Raw genomic sequence first — 23,516 nt, 5'->3', positions numbered from 1 at the left:
GGAGGCGTGACCAACCTGGAAGTTTCACCCCAGCAGGAAGTTTGTCCGCCCGCCCCTGCCGGAGGGGCGTCCGGCCCCTGCCTGCAGCTGTGGCCCGAGCGCGAGGTGCCGCTGGGCGGGGTCCGCGCCATGAACGTCAAGCGCACCCTGCCGCAGCGCGGACTGCCCACGATCGGGGCCTGGTGCTTCCTGGACAGCTTTGGACCGGACCGCACCGCGATGTCTGTCCTCCCCCATCCCCATATCGGGCTGCAGACCGTGACCTGGCCGCTGGCGGGGCACATCCGCCACCGGGACAGCGTGGGCAGCGACGTAGTGGTGCGCCCCGGGGAGCTGAACATCATGACCGCAGGGCATGGGGTCTCGCACTCGGAGTTCGCGGTGCTTCCTCCCGACGGAGGGGAGTTGCCCGTGCAACGCGGCCTGCAGCTCTGGGTTGCCCTCCCTGACGCAGACCGGCACCGGGAGCCGTCATTTGAACAGCACCGGGAGCTGCCGCGCGCCGCCGGCCAGGGCTTCACCGCCACCGTCATGGTGGGAGAGCTTGCGGGGGTGAAGTCACCCGCAATGATGTTTTCGCCCATTGTTGGCGCGGACGTTTCCTGCGAAGGGGATGCGGTGCTGCCGCTGAACCCCGGCTTTGAGCACGGCATTTTGGTGCTCGACGGCAGCCTGGCGGTGGACGGGCAGGACCTGCCGTCGGGACCGCTGGGCTACCTGGGCACCGGCCGCAGCGAACTCCGGCTGCAGGCGCGCCCCGGCACCCGGTTCCTGCTCATTGGCGGTGAGCCGTTCGGTGAGGAACTGTTGATGTGGTGGAACTTCGTGGGCCGCACGCATGACGAAGTGGAGCAGGCCAAGGCGGACTGGGAAGCGCAGGCCGGGCTGCCGGATGCCGAAACAGCTGCCGCCCGCTACGGCCTGGTGCCCGGCCACGGACCGGAGGCCGGTGCGGAGGCGGGCCGTATTCCGGCTCCCCCACTCCCCGGCGTCCGGTTGACACCCCGCAAGCGCTCGGTCGGCTAAACGTTCCTTCGGCTACACGTTCGTTCGGCTCGGCTGTCAGGCGGGCTCTGCCAGGAGCTGCAGGACGCCGAACACCGGTTCCTGGTCCAGGACCCTCACGTCCGTGATCCCGGCGGCTCCGAGGTTCCGGCGGAATGACTCCTGCAGGGGTGCCACGTTCATGCCCAGCCCGCCGCCCAGGATCACGGGACCCTGAATCTGCAGCTGGCCCAGCACCTGCGCGGCCAAGGAAGCAAGGTCCTGCCCGGCCTGGTCAAGCAGGGCTGCACTTTCCTGGTGCCCGGCAGCTGACGCTTCCACAACGTGCCTGGCCTGCTGCGCCCAGAAACGCCGTCCCGTATCCGGGGAGTGGAACAGCGCGATCAGCTTGTTGGGATGGTCCAGCCCGCATGATGCCAGGAGGGCTGCCGTGAGCTGGTCAATGGGCAGGCCCTGGTTCATCCTGCGGAGACTGTGCCTCACCGCTTCCCTGCCCAGCCAATAACCGCTGCCTTCATCCCCCAGCAGGTATCCCCAGCCGCCGGCCCTGGCCTCGCCGCCGTCGGCGTTGCGCCCCCAGGCGGCCGAGCCGGTACCCGCAATAACGGCCACCCCGGTACTGGCACGGCCCGCTGCCAGGAGCAGCCGGGAGTCGTGGACAACGGTGACGCGGGCTTCCGGGGCCAGCGGCTGGATCAGGCCGGCCAGGGCGGCTGCGTCCTCATCGGTATCGATTCCGCCGGACCCTGCGTAGACCCGGTCCACGCGGCCCCCGCCGATCCTGGCGAAAAGCTCCGCCAGATTTTGTGCCGCCTGGTCGCGGCTGACGTTCTGGACGTTGGAACTCCCGGCCGAATCGTCAGCGACCGGGCGGCCGTCCTCGAAGCGGACGCCATGGGTCTTGGTGCCGCCGATGTCCAGCCCGATCGTAATGCCGTGCAGAGGATTGCCGTGGAGCGGATTGCTGGCCGGCCCCGGCGCGGGCTGGGCAGGACTGGCGACGGGGTTCTGGGTGTTTCTCACGTCACAAGGGTACTTGCGCGGGATGTCTTTGGGGCGCGGGCACACATCCTTCACGGCACGCCGCGCCGCCGCCCGCCGTCGTCGTCGGACACGTGTCCGGTCAGCGGCCCGCCCCGGTCACCAGCCCGGCCAGCAAACCTGGCCCCTGGGCCACCACCAGTTCGCGGAACAACCTGGCCGGTACGGGTTCGCTTTCGGGTTTGCGCCGCCGCCAGCTGACGCCGACTTCACGGAAGGCGAGCGCGGAGTCAAGCGGTACTTCCACCCACCCCAGGTCTCCCGTTTCCGGGCGGAGCGTCCTGCCGGGGGCGTCACCGCCCGGCGGCAGGATACTGACGCCGAGGCCTGCCGAGACCAACCCGCGGACGGTGTGGGAATCCTGGCTCTCGAAGGCGATCCGGGGCCGGTACCCTGCTTCGCGGAACAGTGCGTCCGTCAGCGAACGCAGCCCGTAGCCGGGCCCCAGCGCAACGAACGGCTCGGTGCGGATATCGGCCAGCCGCACCATCCGCTGCCGCGCCAGTGGGTGGCCGTGATGCACCACGAGCCGGAGGGGTTCGCGGTACAGCGGCGCGGAATCGAGGAGTTTGCCTGCCGGGGCCACGGGCGCGGTGAGGGCCAGGTCTGCTTCTCCGTGCGACAGCTCTTCAAGGCAGGCGCTGCGCGCGCCCTGGCTGAGCCGGAACCCGGTGACGGGATGCCTTGCACGGAACGCACTGATCAGCAGCGGCAGCGTGGCCTCCCCGAAGGTGTGCTGGAACGACACGGACACGGTGCCCCTGACCACTTCGGACTCATTCCGGACCAGGTCCAGGCCCGCCTGGAACTCCGCGAGCGCCTGCTCGATATAGGGCAACAGGGTATGGGCTGCAGGAGTCAGGCGGACCCCCCGGCCGTCCCGGACCAGGAGTTCGGTGCCGACGGCGGCGCTGGCCCTGGCCACTGCCCTGCTCACCGTTGACTGGGGTACTCCGAGGAGTTCCGCCGTCTCCGTGACGTGTTCAGTCCGTCCCAGTTCGGCGAGTACCGGCAGGAGGGGCAGCAGTTGCGCCAATTGTTTCCGGTCCGGTTCCAATGCCGCCCCTTTCGCTCCCCCGTCGCCTCCGCCAAGGGAAATCAATCCGATTTTGCTATCAGTTTCGCACGAAGTATGCATTGGAGGCATCCGTTGCCGGAGGACTACGCTGACTTGATGGGACAAAGAGCGAGTGCCGGGACTGGCGCGGTGCCGGCCTGGAACGGCCATGCCAAGGGGTCCAAGGCTTACGGGCGGATCCTGGCCGGCCTGTCGTGCGCCGGTGTGGCCACATTCGCACAGCTCTACTCCACGCAGGCAGTGCTGCCCCTCCTCGCAGCCGATCTGCGCGTCACTGCGGCAGAGGCCGCCCTCACCATCTCGCTCGCCACCGTGGGCTTGGCAGCCACCGTGATTCCCTGGTCCTTCCTGGCGGACAGGATCGGCCGGGTGAAGGCCATGATGTGGGGTATCTCCGCGGCAACCGTCCTGGGACTGCTGGTGCCGTTGTCCGCCAACTTCGGCATGCTGCTGGTCCTGCGGCTGCTGGAGGGCATGGCATTGGGCGGCATTCCCGCCGTCGCCATCGCCTACCTCAACGAGGAGGTGAGAAAAGCCCACGCCGCGCTTGCAGCGGGCAGCTATGTTGCCGGTACCACCCTGGGTGGACTGTCCGGGCGGCTGATGGCCGGACCGGCCGGCGAACTCTGGGGCTGGCGGTCGGCAACCCTCGCAGTGTCCGTGCTGGCGGGCGTTGCCGCCGTTGCGTTCCTTGTCCTCGTGCCACGTGCCCGGGGATTTGTCCCGGCCCCGGCCTCCGGCATGAGCAGTGCCCTTGGGACGCTCGCGGGCCACCTGCGGAATATCCGGCTGCTGGCCCTGTACGCCCAGGCCTTCCTGATGATGGGTGGATTCGTGGCCGTGTACAACTATCTGGGCTTCCGGCTGTCCGGCGCACCGTTCGGGTTGCCGACCACCGTGATCAGCCTGATCTTCCTGGCATACCTGTCCGGCACCTTCTCCTCCCGCTGGGCGGCGGGCCTGACCACCAGATACGGGCGCCGGAACGTGCTGCTGGCCGGACTTGCCCTCGCCGTGGGTGGACTGGCCTTGACCCTCACCCCGTCCCTGGTGCTGATCCTGTCCGGGCTGGTGGTGTTTACCGGCGGTTTCTTCGCCGCTCACAGCATCGGATCCGGCTGGACGGGCGCCATTGCGAGTACTGGCCGGGCGCAGGCAGCATCGCTGTACAACCTGGCCTACTACCTGGGCTCCAGCCTGCTGGGCTGGGCGGGCGGCCTGGCCTTCCAGGCCTGGGGCTGGAATGCACTTGCCGGAGCCGTCATGGCCTTGGCGTGCCTCACTGCCGCAACTGTCGCCGTCGTCAATCCCAGAGCGGAAGTGACGGCTGCCTGACGCCAGGCGCTGTCCGCGAATTAACGTGCAATGCAGGACGGCAACACGGTGTGGATATTCGGCGGGACGCGCAGCTGCCGCGCCTGTGACGGCGGGTCCTGCGGTCTAGGATGAACTGAGGACCGCGTGGAAGGAACCGCAGTGAGTACGAATGCCAGGAACATCAGGCCCGGGACGCATCTGGAGCCGCTGGACGCCATTGACGAGCGCCTCCTGGCAGCCCTCGTGGCCGATGCCAGAATCTCCAACAAGCAGCTCGCCGAGATGGTGGGGATCGCGCCGTCCACGGCCCTGATGCGAACCCGCGCGCTGTCGGAGCGGGGCATCGTGCAGGGTTATGAGGCAAAACTGAGCCTCTCAGCCATCGGCAGGTCGGTGCAGGCCCTGGTGGCCGTGCGGCTCCGCGCCCATGACCGGGACCAGATCGACCGCTTCACTGCACGCGTGCCGCACCTGCCCGCCGTGCTTTCGACCTTCCACACCTCAGGCTCCGTGGACTACCTGCTGCATATCGCCGTCGGAAGCACCGAAGACCTGCGGGACTGGGTCCTGGACAATCTTGCCACTGACCCCGTGGTGGGCCACACCGAAACCACGCTTGTCTTTGAACACATCCAGGGCAACCACGGACCGCTGCCGGACTAGCCCTCCGAGGGCCGGGTCCGTTACAGGGCGCCGGTCCGCTGCCCGCCCTGCCGTGTTAACGCGGTGGTGAGCGTCGCGGCGGACAGGGCGAGTGCCGCGGCGCCGCACACCAGTACGAAGCCCTGTACAGCTGCAGCCGTCCCGAACACGGCGCTGGCCCACCCCAAGCCCAGGACCGGCACCGCGCTCCCCAGATACGTGATCACGTAGACGGTGCTGATGATCTGGGCATGCATGGCCGGCTCAACCCTGCCTGCCACCTCGTTGAAGACAGTCCGGAATGCCAGCCCCTGCCCCACGCCAGCGGCGACGGCGGCCCCCACCAGCAACACGGGACTGTGCCATGCGCCGGCGGCCCCCAGCAGTATGACGGAGACGCCCAGTACTGCCAGGCCCGCGGGCACGGTCAGCCGCCCGCGCACGGTGACCAGCTGGCTCAGGGCCGAGGCCCCCAGCGGCAGGCCCGCCAATACGCCGATCAGCGGCCGGGAGTCCGTGCCCAGGACCTGCGCGAAATAACCGGGCGCCAGTGACAGGGAGAAGCCAAACACGGCAAAGCTCAGGAAGCCGACGCCGGACGCCAGCCAGAAAGCGCCCCTCGCCTGCCGCGAAATGGAAGGACGTCGCGGGGCGAGGGCGTGGAGCGGGCGGGACACTGCCGGAACCATAATGGCCGGGCGTGCCCGGATCAGGTACAGCGGCACCAGGAGCCCGGCAAGCAGAAGCGAGTGGACGATGTAGGGAGCCGTGGTGGCGCCGGGAAGCAGCGACAACAGCCCGCCAATGACCGGGCCCGCTGCCACTCCCCCGGAGGACGCCAGCAGCGTAAAGCGCGATGCCCACTCCGGCCGGGACGGGAGCAGCTCACGCAGGGCGGCGGCGCTGGCGCCCGTGGCGAGCGCAACTGCGATTCCCTGCAGGGCCCGTCCGGCGCAGAGCGCGGCCAACGTCCCCGCTTCCGCGAAAATCCAGCCACCCGCCAGCCCGGTCAGCACAGCGACCAGGAGGGCGGCCCGCCGGCCGATATGGTCCGACCAGTGCCCGGCCAGCAGCAGCGTTCCCACCAGCGCAAGGACGTAGCTGGCGAAAGCCGCAGTAACCTCGAGGCTGGACAGGCCGAGGTTGGCCTGCAGCAGGGGGTACAGCGGCGTGGCAAGGTTGGCGCCCACCAGGAGCACGAAGATGGCCGCCCCCGAAATCACCAGCCGCGCCATGGTGGAGGCATTCCACCCGCTGGCCGCGGCCGTGACCGGGCGCATGCGCAGTTCGCTGAAAACCGTCATTGTGCCGCCTTAGGGGTCGCCGCGGCAGGCGGTCCTTGTGGGAGCCCGGCGCGGATACAACTGTGATGGTTAAAGAGTGCGGCACAGCTGCGCTATGTCTCTGATTTTGCGGGGATAATTGAGCACAATCATCAACTTATGGATCCCTGAATGATGGAGAGTGACGATCTTGAACAAGTTGGACCCCACGGATTTGAAGATCCTCCTGGCCCTCATCAGGGATCCCCGGATCCAGATCGGCGAGCTCAGCGAATCCCTGGGCATCGCCCGCAACACGGCGCAGTCCCGCGTGCGCCGCCTGCTGCGCGCCGGCGTGCTGAGCCCGGGCGGCCGCGAGGTTGACCTTGAGGCGGTGGGCTACGACGTGGTGGCCTTCGTGACCATCGAGGTCTCCCACCGCGAGCTCGACGGCGTTGTGGCGGCGCTGCGGCTCATCCCGCAGGTCCTGGAGGTCCATGAGATCTCCGGCCGCGGCGACGTCTGGTGCCGGGTGGTGGCCACAGACACGCACAACCTCCAGTCCTCGCTGCGGCAGGTCCTGAGGATCAAGGGCGTCATTCGGACAGAGACCGTCCTTGCCCTGCACACCCATATCCCCTACCGGACCGAGCCCCTCATCAGCGGTCTCAGCAGCGCCGCAGCTCCGGCGGCTAGGATCTCCTGAATGACCATCATCGATAACGCCGTCTACGTCAACGGCGTCCGCCACGCAGAGCCCGAAAGCCTTGAACAAACTTTTGACACCCTGGCCCGGCACGGCGGCATGGCGTGGATTGGGCTCTACCGGCCCACTGTGGAGGAAATGGCTGCCGTGGCCGCCGAGTTCGGGCTCCACGCCCTTGCCGTCGAGGATGCCGTTTCAGCCCACCAGCGGCCCAAGCTGGAGCGTTACGATGACAACCTTTTCACTGTCCTGCGGCCGGCCCGGTACGTGGATGCTGACGAGACCGTGGAGTTCGGCGAACTCCACGTCTTCACCGGGAAGAATTTTGTGGTGACGGTGCGGCATGCAGAAACCGCAGGCGTAGCCAGGGTGCGGCAGCGGCTGGAGGGACGGCCGGACCTCCTCCGGTATGGGCCCGAAGCTGTGCTGTATGCACTGCTGGACCGTGTGGTGGATGACTACGCGCCGGTGGTGGCAGGGCTGGAAAACGACATTGATGAGATCGAGGACCAGCTGTTCAGCGGGGATTCCTCGGTGTCCCGGCGAATATATGAACTCGCCCGGGAGGTCATCCAGTTCCAGCGCGCCATCCACCCCCTGCCCGAGATGCTGGACCAGTTGAAGCGCGGCTTCGAGAAATACGAAGTGGAAAGCGAACTGCGGCACAACCTGCGCGACGTGGAAGACCATGTTGAGCGGGTGATCTCCCGGGCGGACTCGTTCCGCGACCTGCTGCAGAACGCCCTGACCCTGGACGGGACACTGACTGCGAACCGGCAGAACGAGGCCAGTGCCGAGCAGAACGAACAGGTCAAAAAAATCTCGTCCTGGGCGGCAATCCTTTTTGCGCCCTCATTCGTGGCCGGAATCTACGGGATGAACTTTGACAAGATGCCCGAACTCCATTGGTCCTTCGGCTATCCCTTGGCCTTGTTCCTCATGGTGGCCGCCGGCGGCCTTATGTACGGCATCTTCAAGAGGAAGGGCTGGCTCTAGCCGGACTTCGGCTTGGGCAGCCGTCCGGCGGCCAGGGCCACCCGCGCGTTGCCCGTTGCGTGCACGAGGAGGGAAACAACGAGGAATGTGGCGAGAACCTGGCCGGTGGCACCCATCACCCTCACCCAGCCCCCGTCGAGTGTGGGGTCAAGGAACTATCCAATCGAGGGCTGCCACCAGCGGGGCCAGGCGGTGGTGGGCAGGCTGCGGCCAATACAAATCCCAGGTCCACCATTGCTCTTCCGGCGGAGCCACAAGCACGATGTAGATAATGCCTGTCATGACCAGGTACAGGACCAGCGCACCGAACATCTGGTCCCACCACAGCGGCAACCGGCTTCGCCGCCGTGCTCCTGAAATGACCAGGACAAGCCCAACCGCAAGATTTCCCTGCGGCCGCGGTCAGGCGTTGGTTCTGCGCTTCAGCCAGCCCCAGACGCCGGTGGCGACGAAGAGGACCAGGCCGATGATGGCGAGCCAGAGAAGGCCCTTCACGACGAAACCGACGATGGACAGGATGAGCCAGATGACAAGAAGTCCGATGATGATTCCCATGGGCCAACTCTAGGCCTGCCCGGTAGGAATGGGTCGGGCATCAACCGGCGTTTCGCTGACCGACTTCACAGTCCAGAGCCATGGATGCGACGCGAAGAACCACCGGGAAAAACGGCATCGGCGTGGCTGGCACATTAAAGGGCATCAGTTGGCCAGCGGGGTCGTAGCCTGAGGGCAGTCGGCCCCGGACTCCGTATCGACCCACGTCAGAGCGGGTTTAGGGTCTGCCAACCCACCACACTGCGGGGAAAGCTATCCCTGCCCATAAGAAGGTAGCCTGTGCCTAAACCCAAACCGATCTCGCTCGCCTTGGCAGTGCTCGTCCTCGCGGGCAGCGCTTTCCTTGGTACAGGCAGCGCCACAGCTTCCGCCCAGGTCTACAACCCTTGCCAGCGCCTCTCCGCCGGACAAACAAAATACTCCGGATTCAGCGCCAACCGGGTCACATTCGCCACAGCGGAAAGTCGTAGCTCAAACGTAGTGACCATTACCGTATGCGTCCGCTCCGGCAACGGCTACATCCAGGAGTGGCAGGACTGGGGCTACTCGGGGCTGAAAGGTTTTGCCCCGCCAGGACTGACCTGGGAGGACACTTTCAAATCCCCCACGGGCTCCTTTAGCGTCAGCGAGGCCCTCGGCCGCTCCAATCCAGGAACGGCCCTCGCCTATCACACGCTCAACCCGAACTCCCGGTGGGGCGGCGAGTACGGCCCCATGTACAACCAGTACTTCGAGGGTGCCGGCGGTCCGTCGGACGAGAACCTCTACTACTACATGAACCAGGGATATTACGAACAGGCGGCGGTGATCAACTACAACCGCCGGCCTGACATGGACACTGTCCAGGGCGCGTCCTACGCGATCTTCCTGCATGCGGGCCGCACCACATCCGCCGGCTGTATCTCCACCAGCCTGGGCGTCGTCAACCAGTTCCTCCGCACCAACAGGCCCGGCGACCGGATCATCATGGGTGCCGTGGACGACATCTTTACCCCGTACTCCGCCAACCCCTTCGGGCAGATCACTGACAAGTACGCAACGACCGGCGGTCCGGCGGGTGGCCTCGGTAGCCCGGCCTCGAATGAAACCGGTGGGCTCAAGAACGGGGGCGCCTACCAGAACTTCCAGGGTGGCGCCATCCTCTGGTCCCCCGCCACGGGAGCGAGAATCTCCGTCGGTTCAATTCGCGCACTCTACGCGGCGACCAATTTCGAGGACGGCGTCCTCGGCTACCCGACTACAGACGAAGTGGGTGGCCTCAAGAACGGCGGCGTTTACCAGAACTATGAAGGCGGAGCCATTCTTTGGTCACCATCCAGCGGGGCCAATTTCTGTGGGACCGATTCGGGAGAAGTGGGCTTCTACAGGCTTTGAAGGCGGCCGCTTGGGGTACCCGACCACGGACGTCGTCTTTGGCCTGAAGGAAGGCGGCGCCTACCAGAGCTACCAAGGCGGAGCCATCATCTGGACGCCTTCCTATGGGCCCCGGGTCTCTGTGGGTGCAATTCGGGATGTCTGGGCGTCCACGGGCTTTGAGCATGGCACCCTCGGCTACCCAACCAGTGATGAATACGCCGTTCCCGGCGGCGTTGCCCAGAATTACCAGGGCGGCGTGATTACCTCCACGGCTGCAGGAACGTTCGTGGTGAACGGGGCTATCTTCCAGAAATACGATGCGATGGGCCGCGCCCTGGGTTATCCCGCGAGCCGGCAGACGGGAATCAAAGACGGCGGTGTCTACCAGAACTTCCAGTACGGGTCCCTCCTGTGGTCACCCGCTACCGGCGCCCATGTTTCCGCCGGAGCCACCCGTGGCGCCTGGGCCCTTACAGGCTTCGAAAACGGCTACCTCGGCTACCCCACCGGCGACGAAATTTCCGTCGCCGGCGGGGTGACGCAGACTTATCAGGGCGGGGCCATCTACTGGACGGCAGGCCTCGGCGCCTACTCCATGGCAGCTGACTACAATGCCAAGTTCGAAACTGTTGGCGGCCTGTCTGCCCTTGGTTTTCCAGCGACTAACCGGGTCACCGGCCTGAAGGACGGCGGCGCGTACACCAACTTCCAGAAGGGCGCGCTTATCTCCAGTCCGGCAACAGGAGTTCATCTGTCCACCGGCGCGACGCGCGACGCATGGGCGGGCACCGGCTTCGAAGGGGGCAGGCTCGGCTACCCGACGACTGACAACTACGTCACCGCCGACGGCAGCACAGTCCAGGACTTCCAGGGCGGCAGGATCACGATCTCCAAGGATGGGACCGCAAGAATCGAGTAAGGGGCCGCGTGGCGCGCAGGATCTTCTCTGGGTCGCCGGTGCCTGATCCGTGAAAACCAGGCGCCGGCCGGGGGCGGTCCGTGCGCATAGCCCCCCGGCCAGGGCCGCTCAAGACGCACCACAAGGCAAAAGGTGGGTGGGCGGTGTGAATCTTGTGGAGCTAAGGAGATTCGAACTCCTGACCTCTTCGATGCGAACGAAGCGCTCTACCAACTGAGCTATAGCCCCGGAAGTGCCCGCAACCTGCGATGTACTCCAGGCGGGTGCGGAACCGGTGTCCCTAGGCTACAAATTTTCCGGTCCCAATGCCAATTGACGCGCTGACCATCCGATGAGGCGCCAAAGCACCCCGACGCAACCCTAGGCGCGGCGGCGCTGAAGGACGTCGTCGAGATTGCTGAGCGCAGTCTGTGCCTTCGTCATCTGCTGCGCTTCGGCGGCCTCTGCCGCCGGTGCCCCGGCAGCCCCCTGCTTCAGGGATGGCTTGCCGACCGCTTTGGGTGCCTCGGGAAGTTCAAGCGGCTCGGGCTCAGGACGCTTCGCCTTGGCCGCCTCCACGTAAACGGGTTTTGGGACTTCCACCGGCTCCCAGGGGGTGCCCGCGGGAGTGGTTTCCACGGCCGCTGCAGCGCTGGTGTCACCGGCAGCGACGGCGACGGCGAGGGCTGCTTCACGGAGTTCCGCGACAGTCAGCCGCTTGATTTTGGTCTGGCCTGCCTCAGCGTCGAAGAGCGGGCTTTCCGGCCGCATCGGGGCAGCCTCGGGCTTCGGAGGAATGGCTTCGGCGGGGTCCGGGCGGCGTGCCGGCGCACTCATGGCCGAGCGGAACGCCGCATCGACTTTGGCCTTGCGGTCGCGGACAGCGAGGAAACGCAGCAGCGCTACCGACGCAACGGTCAGCACCGTGCACAGGAGCGGAAGAGCCGGCGAGCCAACGCCGAATGCAGCCAGGACACCCGAGATGAAGGCCGTGACCAGGGAGAGCAGCCCCACAAGGGCCAAAGCCGTCCGTCCATAGCGGATGCGGAACCGGGCTGGAGACGGGGTGCTGGCAGCGCCGGCAGCGGATGCCGGGCTCTTCCTGGATTCCATGGCTTTCTCCTGCTGGGCGGCGACGTTCAAGACCAGGCCGGCGTGCGGGTCCGGCCCCTCATCGGCGGGGGCGTCTGCAAGGAACTCACCGGCGGGCTGGAACTGGTGCCTGCGGTTCCGGAGGACGTAAGGGGCAACCCATACAATCCAGAGCGCGACGGCAACCACGAGGATCACTGAGCTGCTAAGGGGGAAGTCCACACTCAAAACCGTATGAGCATCATGCCTGCTCAGGCCGCATTACCCGCGGTGTGTCGTGGCCCCGCTGGCAAACCGTTGGATTTATGACCGGCGGGAAGCCAACCAGGGACCCAGCAGCCCCTCCGGGACTTCTTCCGAGGTGAGGGCGAACGAACGGTGGTCAGCCCATTTGCCGTTGATGTGGAGGAATCGGGGCCGGTACCCCTCGTCCCGGAACCCCAGCTTCTCCACCACCCGCAGGCTGGGGCCGTTCTCGGGCCGGATGTTGATTTCCATCCGGTGCAGGCCAAGGGTTCTGAAGCAGTGGTCAGTCACCAAAGCCACGGAGGTGGGGGCTATCCCCCGCCCTGCCCTCGCCTGATCCACCCAGTACCCAAGGGTGGCCATCATGGCTGAACCCCAGACAATTGAAGACACCGTCAGCTGGCCCACTATAGCGGGGCTCCTGAGGCCCGGCCTCCGCTCTGTAATGAGGAAGGGCAGCGCGGTGGCCTGGCCGGCCTGCACCTTGAGCGACCGGACCATGTGCCGGTAATCGGGGAGCCGGCCGCCGGGGTCCGGGTTGGAGGCCTCCCATGGCTGCAGCCACTCGCTGTTCCGCGAGCGCACCTCCATCCATTCGTTCTTGTCGCGGTACCGGATGGGCCGCAGGACCAGGTCGCCGCATTCCAGGGAGACCGGCCAGATGGGACCACTGCGCACGGCGCTACCGGGAAAGGTCCGCAGTGAAACCCGGAAGCCATTCGCGCAGGCCCGGGCCCAGGTCATCGCTGTCGATGGCCAACTGGATGCAGGCCTTGAGGTAGCTGAGCTTGTCCCCGGTGTCGTAGCGCCGGCCTCGGAACACGACGCCGTACACGCCGTACCCCTCAGCGTCACCGGTGGCAAGTTCCTGGAGGGCATCCGTCAACTGGATTTCCCCTCCCCGCCCCGGCCCGGTGTGCTCGAGGACGCCGAAAACGGCGGGGTGCAGGACATAACGCCCGATCAGGGCAAGGTTGGACGGCGCTTCCTCCGGGGACGGCTTCTCCACCAACCGGTTGACGCGGACGTAGTCTTCGCCGTCGATCGCCTGCACGTCTGCGCAGCCGTAGGCGCTGATCTGCGAGGGCTCCACTTCAATGAGGGCCACGACGGACCCTCCGGTCTTGGCATGGACGTCAATCATTGTGCTGAGCAGTTCGTCGCGGGCGTCAATCAGGTCATCACCCAGCAGTACAGCAAAGGCTTCCTCGCCCACATGCTGCTTTGCACGGAGCACCGCATGGCCAAGACCATGGGGGTCGCCTTGCCGGACGTAGTGGATGTCGCCCAGCTGGCTGGCCGCCTGGACGGACGCAAGTTTCTCTATGTCCCCTTTGTCCTTCAGGGTGGATTCGAGGGACGGCACCCGGTCGAAGTGGTCTTCCAGGGCCCGCTTGTTGCGGCCCGTAATCATCAGCACATCATTGAGGCCCACGTGGACGGCTTCCTCCACCACGTACTGGATGGCAGGCTTGTCCACGACGGGCAGCATTTCCTTCGGCATCGCCTTGGTGGCAGGCAGGAACCTGGTGCCCAGGCCCGCTGCGGGAATGACGGCTTTGCGGACTCTGGGGTTACTGGTGTTCACCGGTCTAATCTAACGTCAGCGTCAAGCATTTCAGTAACCACCGGCGGGGCAGGCCCACGTCTGGAGGGAAAAGCCCCGGAATGCCGGGCAACGCAGGAAGGACACCATGCTGCAGGAGACGAACGCGGTCAAGGACGACATCCGGGCCACCCACCGGCGGCGCCGGGCAACCCTGACGCCGGCGCAACTGGAAGTGGCCGGCGCTGCCCTGGCAGCTCACGGGGAAGCGTGGGCAACGGCGGTCACAGGGAACCGCCCCGGGATAGCCTGCGTGTATCTTGGCGTGGGACATGAACCGCCCACGTTGCCCCTGATTCACGCCCTGCATCGCAGCGGGCAAAAGGTGCTGCTTCCGGTATGCGAACCCGGCCGCGAGCTGAGCTGGGTGTTCTGGACGCCGGACACCGGCTTCGAGCGCAGCAGATATGCGCCGATCCTGGAACCTGCAGGCCTCCGGCACGGGCCGGAGACGGCCGGCGGTGCAGCAATGCTTTTCATTCCGGCTACGGCCGTGGACCTCGCGGGCAACAGAATCGGCCAGGGCGGCGGGTACTACGACAAATTCCTGGGGCACCTTGCCACGGCAGGGAAGGAAATTCCGCTGGCCGCTGTTATCTACGACGACGAATTGCTGCCCGCAGGCCGGATTCCGGCTGAGGAGTTCGACCGGCCGGTCCCGGCCGTCCTGGCTCCGTCCGGTTACCGGCCGCTGGCGGGCGGCGCCTGATCCCGGAGCTCCCGGGCACAGTGATAGAATTAGCACTCAGGCCCTGCGACTGCTAATGGTTTACCAGATGGCAGCACGGGACCTCTCGTTTGCCCAAGAGGAGGAGCACCAGTGCCAACATATGCTTACGCCTGCAAGGATTGCGGCCACGCCTTCGACATCGTCCAGTCGTTCTCGGACAGCAGCCTGACGTCCTGCCCTGAATGCCAGGGCACGTTGCGCAAGAAGTTCAACAGCGTCGGCGTCGTCTTCAAGGGTTCAGGTTTCTACCGCACGGACTCCCGCGATTCCAAAGGCAGCGCCGTCTCCCCGGCACCAGCCGCCACTCCGGCTGCGCCCGCTGCTGCCCCCGCCGCTTCGGCGCCGGCAGCCGCAGCCAGCTAAGCAGCCCAGGTCATTACGACGGCGGCCGGCGCGTTCCAGCGTCCGGACGCCTTTGTCCACATAGCCGCCGTCCTGGCTCCCCAGCCGCGTCGGCTTTGATTAGCGTGGGCGCATGCCCATACTTCCCCGCCGCCGCGATGGCCTTCGGTTTCCCACGAATTTCCGAAGTGCCAGCAGTACCCGCAAGGTTGGCCGCCGCCCCGGAAAGCGTCCCCTGCGCCTCCGGGTTGCCGGCTGGTTAAGCCGGAACCGCCGCCTCGCCGCGGCCTTGCTTCTAAGTGCGGCTGCGGCCATTACCGTCCAGCAGATCACTCCTGCCCCACTGTCCACCGTCACCGCCCTGGCCGCTGCACGGGACCTGCCCGCCGGAACTGCGGTGACCGAAGCAGATCTGGCCCGCGTGCAAGTGCCGCCCGGGATGGTGGCCGATGGCTTTCTCCGGGAAGGCGCCGCAGCGGCAGGCAAGCAGTTGGCCGCGCCGCTGCGCAAGGGCCAGCTCCTTACCGACGCGCAGCTGCTGGGCCCCGGGCTTCTGGCGGGCACACCTCCCGGTTCGGCCGCGGTTCCACTGCGGATGGCAGATGCCTCATCCATCCAGCTGGTCTCCCCCGGCCAGTTGGTCAATGTGGTGCTGACATCCGCCAATGGATTCGACCAGCAGGGCCCCTCTGAAGTGCTGGCGTCTGCCGTCCCGGTGCTGTGGACCTCGAACAAGGGCGCGCAGAGCGGACAGTGGCTGGGTACCACGGAGACAGACGGCCTGATCGTGGTGGCAGCCAACGCCGAACAATCCTCACGCCTGGCCGGAGCCTCCACCGAGGGCAAACTGTTCTTCGTCCTGGTCGGGCCGCCCTAACCCGCGGGCACAAGCCGTAGGGCACAAATGCCGGCGCCGCTAGTCCCAGGCACTAACCCCGGCGCATCGACCCGGGGCAGGGCCGATTCGGCCCGGCGGCGGTCAGCCCCAGTGCGGCGGCTTCTGTTCCTTCAACCAGTTGTCGTGGTTCTCGTCCCGATCGCCCCAACTGCGGGCGTCGTCTTCCGCCGCCTTGCTCGGGAGGAGCTCTTCGGTACCACCTGTAGCGGGCCGGGCAGCCGGGGCAGGTGCCGTGGAGTCCGCAGAATCGGCCCCCTCGGTTCCGGGTTCCAGCTTCCCGTTCCTGTTCTCGTCCATGTTGTCGTTCGGGCGCATATCTTCCTCGGGCCTGTCTTCCTCCGGGCTGTTATCGGCAGTCGTGGGAGCCGCTTCCTTGGTGGCGGGGGCACCGGCCCGCCTGCCCTGGCCGTCCTGGCCTGTGCTGTTCTGGCCCGTGCTGTTCTGGCCCGTGCTGTTCTGGCCTGTGCTGTTCTGGCCCGTGGGGTCATCGTTCGTGCTGTTGTGGCCCGCACTGTTGTGGCTTGAGCCGGAACCGGAGACGTCTTCCCCAGCCCCCTGCCGGTTTCCACCGTCGTCCTGACGGCGGTTCCCGCCATCGCTGTTTCGGTGCCCGCCGGCGTCCCGGGGCAGGTAGGAAACACCGGCAGGCGGTTCGTCGATCCCATGCAGATCGTGATTGAAATCGTCGTCAAGGAACCCGGCGGACGACGCGCTCCGGGCCGGCAGCACCATCTTTTCAAGGCCCAGGTACCCGGCAATGCGGTCGGCGCAGGATGAGGGGTCGGTGAAAACCTCGATGGTCCACAGCGGCATGTACCGCCAGCCCAGGCGTTCAAGCAGTTGCGGGCGCAGCCGGCTGCGTTCGCGGACGCTCATGGTGCGGTATTGCCCCGTGCCGTCGGACTCGATGGCCACCGGCCGCGGGAGATCCGCGTCGTCCTGGCCCATGGTGTTCAGGGGGTCCGCCGCGGCAACAACGTCGATTGCGCCGTCGTACTGGTGCCAGACCCTTGCGCCGCGCGCACGCAGCCGGTCCCCCAGGTCTGCCACCAGGGGGTCCGCTCCGAGCGCCTGCTCGCTGGCGGCGGCACGGGACGCGGGAGTGCCGAGGTCCGTGTTGCCGGAAATTTCCCGGTCGAGCAGCGTGTAGAGATCCACTGCCCCGTGGGTGAGCCGGGTGCGGTCCAGGTCCTCGGGACGGAAGCAGGTGAGCACGTGCAGGGAACGCCGCGCCCGGGTCATGGCCAGGGCGAATTTCTCCCGGCCGCCCTCAGCGGACAGCGGCCCGAAGTTGTGGAGTGCCCTGCCATGCGGGGTCCGCCCGAAACCCGGCGAGAAAATGACGTGGTCGCGGACCAGGCCCTGGGCACGTTCGAGGTCCACCACCCGGAAGGACTCCGGGCCGGCGCCAAAGAAACCGGCCAGGCCGGGCTGATTGGACAGGTGAAGCCTGATTGACTCGCCAATCCTGGCGGCGTGCCGCAGGCTGGCCGTGACCACCGCCAGTGAAGTGCGCGGACGCAGGCGGGCGTGCTCGAAGACCAGTTCCACCACCCGGTTGACCTCCGCAACCACGGATTCCACGCCCTCGTGGTCGGCACTGGGAAGGCCGGTGCCGTCCGGAAGGTATTCCACCAGCAGGGCCCTGTCCAGCCCCGTGGCCGACTGGCCTTCGGGCAGCCGGCGCAGGCCGCCGTCGTAAAAGTTCTTGCTCAGCTGAAGGACCAGGTCCTCGTCCACCGCCCGGTACACCACGTTGAGCCGCCATACCGGCAGCACAGCGGAAAGTGCGGTGAAGGCACTCTCCACGCGCTGGTGGGCCGACTCCCCGGGTGCCAGCCGCTCCACACCCACGGTGAAGGTCCGCGGGGTAGCGATGCGCGAGTCGCCGAAGGCAATGACCTGCCGGGCACGGGCGATCGAAGGCAGGACCGCCTGCAGGGACGTGGCTTCGGCGTCGAGGATCACGACGGCGTCGAAGTGCTGTTCGGCCGGAAGCAGGCCCGTCATCAGGTACGGGCTGACAGACCAGACGGGAACCAGTGTGCCGATCAGTTCGGGAGCTTGTGCTGTCAGGGCCGGCAGGGAGACCCTGCCGTCCTTGAGCAAACTGCGCAGGAGATCGGCCTGGCGGGGCTGGGCAGCGACGGCTGTGCGCCACCGCTCCGCCAGGTCCCACCGCAGCCGGGCGGCGCCGCTGGCGATGTGTGCGTTGTCCGCCAGCCGGTATTCTGCTTCAAGCTGGCGCAGGGCGTCGCCGTCGGACATGGCCAGGTAGTCATCACCGCTGATCATGGCCTCAAGCGCGGACTGCCACCAGGCCAGCTCCAGTTCGGCCGCAACAGATCCCTCCGGGACTTCGCGCTCGGCGAGGTCGGCAAGGAGCTCGCCCAGGCCATGTTCGCGCATGTTCTCGATGAGGAGGGTGCGTTCGGGCAGGGTCTTGAGCGTATCGGTGTCCGCCACCAGGCGCTCCAGGCGTTCCATCAGCTGCGCATAGGGAACGCTGGAGAGCGACCCGCCGTCTGCAGTGTGCCGCAGCGCCTCGCCCAGCTGTGCCAGCTCACGGTCCAGGGACCGGTACATGGCGTTCATTTCGGCCAGGCCGGACGGAACGGCGGGGTGCCGCTGCGTGGTGGCGTAGCCTGCCCACAGGGCGCGCTGTTCCTGGACCAGCACCAGGGACGAGTGCAGGTCCGCGATGTGGACGCCCGGACGGACATATTCCTTGGCCACCCGGCGCAGCCTGGATCGCTGCATTGCGGTCAGCTCGATGCCGCGCTCACGCCGCCAGGCGGACGGCGCCGTGGCGGAAATCAGGTCCGTCACGGGCCGGTCAAAGATGTCCGGGGTGAATTTGTCGAGGCTTTCGCGGACGGCGACCAGCAGTTCCAGCTGCTCACCCCACTCGGCAAAGGATTCACCGAGACGGATTTCGGCGTGCTCGGCAACGGCGTCCATGCGGTCGCGCAGTACCGGGAGGCTCTTGGCGACGGAGCGGACCAGGTCCTGGGCTTCCTCGGTTTCCTTGCGGGTCAACAGCCGGGCCCCGTGCCACGGGCTGGTTGTGGCGGCCTTGCTGAAGCTGCCCAGTTCCGCGGCGCGCCGGAGCCTGCCCGCCAGTTCCTCGCGGTCCCGGATGCTGTCCAGCACGCTTCGCTTGAGCCTGACCGTGGTGGCGGGTGCCGGGTGGATGGAGGTGAGCTCGGCGAGCGACTGCATGGCCTGGTAGGGCGAGCAGCCCCAACGATCGCGGACGTTGTGGAGCGACGCCACGTGGTCCATGAGCGCGTGCCGGTGTTCGATCAGGGTGTTGTGGAGGTTCCCAAGCTGCGGTTCCAGCGACTTTTCGTTTCGCACGATGGCCCGGACCAGCTGGCCCTTCAGCTGCTGCGCGCTGACGTTTCCGGAAAGCTGGAACAGGATGGACTCCAGCCCCAGCGACTCGAGGTGCCCGGAGACCTCATTCAGGCTGGCGCGGCGGTCGCCCACCACCAGCACGGTCTTACCGGCATCCACCAAGGCACCGATGGTGTTGATAGCCGTCTGGGTCTGCCCGGTGCCGGGCGGGCTGCTGACCACCAGGGAGTCTCCGGCGCGGGCCGCATCGACGACGTACTGCTGGTCAGTGTCCGCATCCAGCAGCAGCAGCTCGTCCTTGGGATGCCTGTTGTCCAGAGGCGGGAAACGGGAGGGGTCCGGTTCCTCGACGTCCACCACTTCGCCGCCGGCGGCAGTGGCCAGGGCGGACACAACGGGATGGGAGTCGTTGATCCATGGGTCGTCGAGGTTGCCGGAGAGGTCGGCAAAGGTGGAAACGAGCAGGTTGTGCTGGGTTTCCGCTCCGTGGATGGGCCGGATGAGGGTCGCCAGCCGGTCCAGCACGGGCTGGGGGTCGAACCGGGCAGTGCTGTAGGCGAGGCGGGTCACAGCGTTGACGTCGAAGACGATGCCGTGGATGTTCTTCAGATGCCGCACCAAAGCGGGGTTGATGTGCGCCTGCTCGGTGAGCTGCAGTTCGAAGTCATCCTCGCCCGGGCGCACCGTGAGGGAGATGGCGGTCAGCATGACCGGGGCTGACACCCGCTGGGGTTTGCCCCCGACGGCGGACGTCCACACCACAGTGCCCGCGGACAGGTACCCGGCGTCGATGCCGCGGTCGTTGGCGAGCTCAAAAATCTTGGACCGGATGTTGCGCGAAGCCCTGGCCGCCACCACGTACTGCTGCCGGTCACGGATCAGCGTGGACAGGCGCGTGCGGCGCCCGGCCATGAGCTGGGCCAAACCTGAGGGGTGGGCGGAGGTAAGGTCGATGGAACCTTCCGGCGTCTTGGTAAAGCGCAGCATCGTGTCCGCACCGGTAACGGGTTTAAGCCCGGACAGCCATTTACGAAGCTCTTCCGAGCCTTCCGGGTGGCCTTGACCAACTGACACTTCTGCCTTCTTTTCTGCGTTTGCACGTGACGTCCTGGACCATACCGGCATAGATTCGAGAGTAGCCGCTTCGGCCCCGGACTTGAGAGACCGCAACACTGGAGCAGGGAAATTGCGGAGGATTCATCCGGGAAAAGCAGCGGCCGGCCCCCGCTTCCGGAGGCCGGCCACTTAGGATGCTATTCCCATTCGATGGTTCCCGGCGGCTTGCTGGTAACGTCCAGCACCACGCGGTTGACGCCTTCCACTTCGTTGGTGATGCGGCTGGAAATCCGCCCCAGGAGGTCGTAGGGCAGGCGCGACCAGTCGGCTGTCATGGCGTCCTCCGAGGAGACGGGACGAAGCACGATGGGGTGGCCATAGGTGCGGCCGTCGCCCATGACTCCTACGCTGCGGACATCCGCCAGCAGGACCACGGGCATCTGCCATACCTCGTTGTCCAGTCCGGCGGCGGTGAGTTCGGCGCGGGCGATGGCGTCTGCCTTGCGCAGCAGATCCAGCCGCTCCTTGGTCACCTCGCCGACGATCCGGATGCCCAGGCCGGGGCCGGGGAACGGCTGGCGGCCGACGATCTCCTGCGGCAGGCCCAGCTGGGCGCCCACGGCGCGGACCTCGTCCTTGAACAGGGCACGCAGCGGCTCAACGAGCTCGAACTGCAGGTCCTCCGGCAGGCCGCCCACGTTGTGGTGGCTCTTGATGTTCGCCGCACCTTCGCCGCCGCCGGATTCGACGACGTCCGGGTACAGGGTGCCCTGGACCAGGAACTTGATCTTCTCGCCGTGGGCAGCGGCCTCGGCGATAATGGCCAGTTCGGCTTCTTCAAAGGCGCGGATGAATTCGCGGCCGATGATCTTGCGCTTGGTTTCCGGATCGCTGACGCCGGCCAGCGCGGACAGGAAGCGTTCCTGTTCGTTTGCGACGTACAGCTTGACGCCGGTGGCGGCCACGAAGTCGCGTTCCACCTGCTCCGCTTCGCCTTCACGCAGCAGTCCGTGGTCCACGAACACGCAGGTGAGCTGATCGCCCACAGCGCGCTGGACCAGGGCTGCCGCCACGGCCGAATCCACGCCGCCGGAGAGGCCGCAGATGACCCGGGCATCCCCCACCTGCTGGCGGATGCGCTCCACCTGCTCTTCAAGGATGTTGCCGGTGGTCCAGTTGGGCTCCAGCTTGGCGCCCTTGAAGAGGAAGTTCTCCAGGACCTGCTGGCCGTAGGCGGAGTGCTTGACCTCGGGGTGCCACTGCACGCCGTACAGGCACTTTTCCTCATTGGCGAACGCCGCAACTTCCGCGCCGGCCGTCGTGGCCAGGACATCGAAGCCGGCAGGTGCCTCGTGCACGGAGTCGCCGTGGCTCATCCAGGTCTTCTGGTGCTGCGGCATGCCCTCAAGCACCGAGCGGCCGTCACCCAGGATGGTGGTTTCCGTGGATCCGTACTCCCGCAGGCCGGTCTTGTCCACCTTGCCGCCCAGGGCGTTGGCCATGGCCTGGAATCCGTAGCAGATGCCAAAGACGGGGACGCCGGCTTCGAAAAGGTCGGCACCCACGCTCGGGGCGCCGTCGGCATAAACGCTGGAAGGGCCGCCGGACAGGATGATGGCGGCAGGATTCTTGGCCAGGAGCTGCTCGGTGGAGTAGGTATGCGGAACCACTTCCGAATACACATTCGCTTCCCGGACGCGGCGGGCAATCAGCTGCGCGTACTGGGCACCGTAATCAACAACCAGCACCGGCTTCTGGGAAGTCTGGGATGCAGTGGGAGTAGTCACCGTAATAGCCTACTTGGCGCCGTTGCACCGGCGCATCTTGGGACGCCGCGCTGTGACGGAGCAGACGTTCGACGGCGGGTCGCTGGCAGGGAGGCCCGCACGCCGAAACGGATCAGTAGCGCTGCGGCGCCTGCGGGTTGGCGGCCAGCTCGGCCTCCACCTCAGCGTGGAACTTCTTTTCGACGCTGAAGGACAGGAACGGCACCACACCGCCGAGGGCCAGCAGGACCAGCTTCAGGAAGGGCCAGCGCATCAGGGACCACAACCGGAAGTTGGAGATCAGGTAGACCACGTACATCCAGCCGTGCACGATCAGCACTGTGACGGAGACGTTCACGCCGTTTAGCACTCCCGGCGGCTCGGCGTCAGCGAACCCGAAGCCGAACGGCTGGCCGGTGACGGCGTTGGTGCCGCCCGCGAACAGGTACTGCCCGAAGCCGTACCGGGCCACGAGCTCGGCGCACAGCAGCAGCAGCATGGTGCCTGTGAGATAGGCCATGACCTTGTAGAACTTCAGGGCGGACCGGATCTGTGCCTCGGTGCCGCCAAAGCGGCGCTTCTTGCCGGCAGTCTTGCCGCCGGGGGCCGGGGCTGACGGGGTGGCCGGTTTCGGATCAATCATGGCTGTACCTTCTGCTGGTGCTGTTCAGGCTGCTGTGGAGGCTGGTGCGTTTCGTGCCGCTCGTCGCCGGCGGAATTTTCGGCCTCATCGAGGGCCTCCTCAAGGTCCCGGTGGTAGTCGTCCTTGACCAGGCGCCACCAGATAAAGAGCGCGAAGCCGGCGAAGACCACCCACTCAATGGAGTAGAAGAGGTTGAGCCAGTTGATGCGCTGTGCCGGCGGCTGCGGGCCGATGTCCAGAGGGAGGAGGTTTCCGGGCACCGCTGCGGCGCTGACGTCCTGGCCGCCCACCACCTCCGCGGTGGCCGACATGAAGCCCGGGTAGCTGCTCACCTCCCAGTAGTTGATGAGCTCGGCCACGGAAACCGCCGAGGCCTCCCCCGGCCTGGGCGCCTTCCCGGCCACCGGGGCTTCGGACGGCAGCAGGCGTCCGGTCAGTTCAACCAGGCCCGACGGCGGTGCTGCCGCGTCCTGGGGTTCCGCCACCCACCCGCGTGCCACCGGGATCCAGGTCTGCGGTGACGCGGCTGCGCCGGTCAGCACGGGGGCGCCGTTGACGGCAAAAGCCGAAACCACCCAGTAGCCGCTCTTTCCGTCATGGAGCCGGCCCGGAACCAGGACCTGCTTGTCCGGACTGTAGGTGCCCTGGGCTGTGACCATCTGGTCTGCGACGCTGCCGTGGAAAAACTCACCCGGCTGGAGCGTATTGATCAGCGGCTGCACTTCTTCAGTGGCCGGATTGACCGGCACCTCGGGTTGGGTGGAGCGGCCGAACTGCCACTGGCTCAGCAGCACGAAGACCCCGGAGAGTGCGATCGCGAAGATAAAGCCTGCGATCCATCGGGGCTTGAGGGCTGTTTTCCACACGTCTTAACCGTACTTCGTACTTCTGTAGAACAACTAAACGCCAGGGCGACCGCAC

At 66.6% G+C, this 23,516-nt stretch carries 22 protein-coding genes and 1 tRNA gene; 10 read left to right on the top strand and 13 right to left on the bottom strand.

Annotated elements, in window-relative coordinates:
* Nucleotides 1-6: 6 nt before the first annotated feature.
* Nucleotides 7-1,026: a pirin family protein gene (locus tag QFZ57_RS11375; RefSeq protein WP_306630530.1), complete on the top strand. Its 1,020-nt coding sequence runs from the start codon at nucleotides 7-9 to the stop codon at nucleotides 1,024-1,026.
* A gap of 36 nt (nucleotides 1,027-1,062) precedes the next feature.
* Here the strand turns inward: QFZ57_RS11375 and QFZ57_RS11370 are convergent, their stop codons facing one another.
* The gene (locus QFZ57_RS11370; protein ID WP_373461232.1) at nucleotides 1,063-2,028 is read right to left on the bottom strand and encodes an N-acetylglucosamine kinase; all 966 of its coding nucleotides are present in this window, start codon (nucleotides 2,026-2,028) and stop codon (nucleotides 1,063-1,065) included.
* A gap of 100 nt (nucleotides 2,029-2,128) precedes the next feature.
* Nucleotides 2,129-3,103 (bottom strand): LysR family transcriptional regulator, encoded by a 975-nt coding sequence (locus tag QFZ57_RS11365; protein ID WP_306632486.1) that lies wholly within the window; start codon nucleotides 3,101-3,103, stop codon nucleotides 2,129-2,131.
* Between the two features lie 117 nt (nucleotides 3,104-3,220).
* On the opposite strand from QFZ57_RS11365, the gene QFZ57_RS11360 reads away from it, so the two are divergent.
* Together QFZ57_RS11360 and QFZ57_RS11355 are read left to right on the top strand one after the other, a co-directional pair.
* Complete coding sequence (locus QFZ57_RS11360) at nucleotides 3,221-4,459, top strand: MFS transporter (protein ID WP_306630529.1); 1,239 nt, start codon at nucleotides 3,221-3,223, stop codon at nucleotides 4,457-4,459.
* A gap of 141 nt (nucleotides 4,460-4,600) precedes the next feature.
* On the top strand, nucleotides 4,601-5,104 hold the full coding sequence (locus tag QFZ57_RS11355; protein ID WP_306630528.1) for an Lrp/AsnC family transcriptional regulator: 504 nt from the start codon (nucleotides 4,601-4,603) through the stop codon (nucleotides 5,102-5,104).
* A gap of 20 nt (nucleotides 5,105-5,124) precedes the next feature.
* Here the strand turns inward: QFZ57_RS11355 and QFZ57_RS11350 are convergent, their stop codons facing one another.
* Nucleotides 5,125-6,387: an MFS transporter gene (locus tag QFZ57_RS11350; RefSeq protein ID WP_306630527.1), complete on the bottom strand. Its 1,263-nt coding sequence runs from the start codon at nucleotides 6,385-6,387 to the stop codon at nucleotides 5,125-5,127.
* Nucleotides 6,388-6,556: 169 nt separating this feature from the next.
* Here QFZ57_RS11350 and QFZ57_RS11345 point away from each other — a divergent pair, with 169 nt between their 5' ends.
* Nucleotides 6,557-7,051 (top strand): Lrp/AsnC family transcriptional regulator, encoded by a 495-nt coding sequence (locus QFZ57_RS11345; protein ID WP_306632485.1) that lies wholly within the window; start codon nucleotides 6,557-6,559, stop codon nucleotides 7,049-7,051.
* Nucleotides 7,052-8,047 carry a magnesium/cobalt transporter CorA gene (gene corA / locus QFZ57_RS11340; protein WP_306630526.1) on the top strand — a complete coding sequence of 332 codons (996 nt, stop codon included), beginning with the start codon at nucleotides 7,052-7,054 and terminating at the stop codon, nucleotides 8,045-8,047.
* Between the two features lie 147 nt (nucleotides 8,048-8,194).
* On the opposite strand, the gene QFZ57_RS11335 is transcribed toward corA, so the two are convergent.
* Together QFZ57_RS11335 and QFZ57_RS11330 are read right to left on the bottom strand one after the other, a co-directional pair.
* Nucleotides 8,195-8,359 carry a hypothetical protein gene (locus QFZ57_RS11335; RefSeq protein ID WP_306630525.1) on the bottom strand — a complete coding sequence of 55 codons (165 nt, stop codon included), beginning with the start codon at nucleotides 8,357-8,359 and terminating at the stop codon, nucleotides 8,195-8,197.
* 90 nt (nucleotides 8,360-8,449) lie between these two features.
* Nucleotides 8,450-8,602 carry a hypothetical protein gene (locus QFZ57_RS11330; protein ID WP_018760353.1) on the bottom strand — a complete coding sequence of 51 codons (153 nt, stop codon included), beginning with the start codon at nucleotides 8,600-8,602 and terminating at the stop codon, nucleotides 8,450-8,452.
* 279 nt (nucleotides 8,603-8,881) lie between these two features.
* On the opposite strand from QFZ57_RS11330, the gene QFZ57_RS11325 reads away from it, so the two are divergent.
* The gene (locus tag QFZ57_RS11325) at nucleotides 8,882-9,976 is read left to right on the top strand and encodes a hypothetical protein (RefSeq protein ID WP_306630524.1); all 1,095 of its coding nucleotides are present in this window, start codon (nucleotides 8,882-8,884) and stop codon (nucleotides 9,974-9,976) included.
* Between the two features lie 10 nt (nucleotides 9,977-9,986).
* A complete protein-coding gene (locus QFZ57_RS11320; RefSeq protein WP_306630523.1) occupies nucleotides 9,987-10,877 on the top strand; it encodes an LGFP repeat-containing protein in 891 nt (296 codons plus the stop codon).
* Nucleotides 10,878-11,032: 155 nt separating this feature from the next.
* Here QFZ57_RS11320 and QFZ57_RS11315 read toward each other — a convergent pair.
* From QFZ57_RS11315 to galU, 4 genes are all read right to left on the bottom strand, one after another.
* Nucleotides 11,033-11,105: transfer RNA gene (locus tag QFZ57_RS11315), tRNA-Ala, on the bottom strand.
* Nucleotides 11,106-11,237: 132 nt separating this feature from the next.
* On the bottom strand, nucleotides 11,238-12,146 hold the full coding sequence (locus QFZ57_RS11310; protein WP_306632484.1) for a hypothetical protein: 909 nt from the start codon (nucleotides 12,144-12,146) through the stop codon (nucleotides 11,238-11,240).
* 105 nt (nucleotides 12,147-12,251) lie between these two features.
* A complete protein-coding gene (locus QFZ57_RS11305; protein ID WP_306630522.1) occupies nucleotides 12,252-12,872 on the bottom strand; it encodes a GNAT family N-acetyltransferase in 621 nt (206 codons plus the stop codon).
* Between the two features lie 4 nt (nucleotides 12,873-12,876).
* Entirely contained in the window at nucleotides 12,877-13,782 is a 906-nt protein-coding gene (galU, locus tag QFZ57_RS11300; protein WP_306630521.1) for a UTP--glucose-1-phosphate uridylyltransferase GalU, read from the bottom strand.
* Nucleotides 13,783-13,888: 106 nt separating this feature from the next.
* Here galU and QFZ57_RS11295 point away from each other — a divergent pair, with 106 nt between their 5' ends.
* From QFZ57_RS11295 to QFZ57_RS11285, 3 genes are all read left to right on the top strand, one after another.
* Entirely contained in the window at nucleotides 13,889-14,509 is a 621-nt protein-coding gene (locus tag QFZ57_RS11295; RefSeq protein ID WP_306630520.1) for a 5-formyltetrahydrofolate cyclo-ligase, read from the top strand.
* A 111-nt stretch (nucleotides 14,510-14,620) separates the two neighbouring features.
* On the top strand, nucleotides 14,621-14,893 hold the full coding sequence (locus tag QFZ57_RS11290) for an FmdB family zinc ribbon protein (protein WP_306630519.1): 273 nt from the start codon (nucleotides 14,621-14,623) through the stop codon (nucleotides 14,891-14,893).
* 112 nt (nucleotides 14,894-15,005) lie between these two features.
* A complete protein-coding gene (locus QFZ57_RS11285) occupies nucleotides 15,006-15,749 on the top strand; it encodes an RcpC/CpaB family pilus assembly protein (protein ID WP_306630518.1) in 744 nt (247 codons plus the stop codon).
* 102 nt (nucleotides 15,750-15,851) lie between these two features.
* On the opposite strand, the gene QFZ57_RS11280 is transcribed toward QFZ57_RS11285, so the two are convergent.
* The 4 genes from QFZ57_RS11280 to QFZ57_RS11265 all read right to left on the bottom strand — a co-directional run bounded on the left by QFZ57_RS11280 (nucleotide 15,852) and on the right by QFZ57_RS11265 (nucleotide 23,461).
* A complete protein-coding gene (locus tag QFZ57_RS11280) occupies nucleotides 15,852-20,255 on the bottom strand; it encodes an AAA family ATPase (protein ID WP_306900295.1) in 4,404 nt (1,467 codons plus the stop codon).
* 128 nt (nucleotides 20,256-20,383) lie between these two features.
* Nucleotides 20,384-21,973 carry a glutamine-hydrolyzing GMP synthase gene (gene guaA / locus QFZ57_RS11275; protein ID WP_306630516.1) on the bottom strand — a complete coding sequence of 530 codons (1,590 nt, stop codon included), beginning with the start codon at nucleotides 21,971-21,973 and terminating at the stop codon, nucleotides 20,384-20,386.
* Nucleotides 21,974-22,085: 112 nt separating this feature from the next.
* Nucleotides 22,086-22,595 (bottom strand): DUF3817 domain-containing protein, encoded by a 510-nt coding sequence (locus tag QFZ57_RS11270; RefSeq protein WP_306900293.1) that lies wholly within the window; start codon nucleotides 22,593-22,595, stop codon nucleotides 22,086-22,088.
* The gene (locus tag QFZ57_RS11265; protein WP_306900291.1) at nucleotides 22,592-23,461 is read right to left on the bottom strand and encodes an SURF1 family protein; all 870 of its coding nucleotides are present in this window, start codon (nucleotides 23,459-23,461) and stop codon (nucleotides 22,592-22,594) included. The genes QFZ57_RS11270 and QFZ57_RS11265 overlap by 4 nt, the downstream gene beginning before the upstream one ends.
* Nucleotides 23,462-23,516: the final 55 nt, after the last annotated feature.

This window comes from Arthrobacter sp. B1I2 (assembly GCF_030816485.1).
In the GTDB taxonomy this organism is placed as follows: Bacteria; Actinomycetota; Actinomycetes; order Actinomycetales; family Micrococcaceae; genus Arthrobacter.
Note: the sequence above shows the minus strand (reverse complement) of the source record. Positions and strands in the feature narration are given on the sequence as shown.

What these genes read in the sequence shown, in the direction of transcription:
- QFZ57_RS11360 (WP_306630529.1), top strand. Translation starts at nt 3,221, where the DNA reads ATGGGACAAAGAGCGAGTGCCGGGACTGGCGCGGTGCCGGCCTGGAAC.
- QFZ57_RS11350 (WP_306630527.1), bottom strand. Translation starts at nt 6,387, where the DNA reads ATGACGGTTTTCAGCGAACTGCGCATGCGCCCGGTCACGGCCGCGGCC.
- corA (WP_306630526.1), top strand. Translation starts at nt 7,052, where the DNA reads ATGACCATCATCGATAACGCCGTCTACGTCAACGGCGTCCGCCACGCA.
- QFZ57_RS11335 (WP_306630525.1), bottom strand. Translation starts at nt 8,359, where the DNA reads ATGTTCGGTGCGCTGGTCCTGTACCTGGTCATGACAGGCATTATCTAC.
- QFZ57_RS11330 (WP_018760353.1), bottom strand. Translation starts at nt 8,602, where the DNA reads ATGGGAATCATCATCGGACTTCTTGTCATCTGGCTCATCCTGTCCATC.
- QFZ57_RS11295 (WP_306630520.1), top strand. Translation starts at nt 13,889, where the DNA reads ATGCTGCAGGAGACGAACGCGGTCAAGGACGACATCCGGGCCACCCAC.
- QFZ57_RS11285 (WP_306630518.1), top strand. Translation starts at nt 15,006, where the DNA reads ATGCCCATACTTCCCCGCCGCCGCGATGGCCTTCGGTTTCCCACGAAT.
- QFZ57_RS11280 (WP_306900295.1), bottom strand. Translation starts at nt 20,255, where the DNA reads ATGCCGGTATGGTCCAGGACGTCACGTGCAAACGCAGAAAAGAAGGCA.
- QFZ57_RS11270 (WP_306900293.1), bottom strand. Translation starts at nt 22,595, where the DNA reads ATGATTGATCCGAAACCGGCCACCCCGTCAGCCCCGGCCCCCGGCGGC.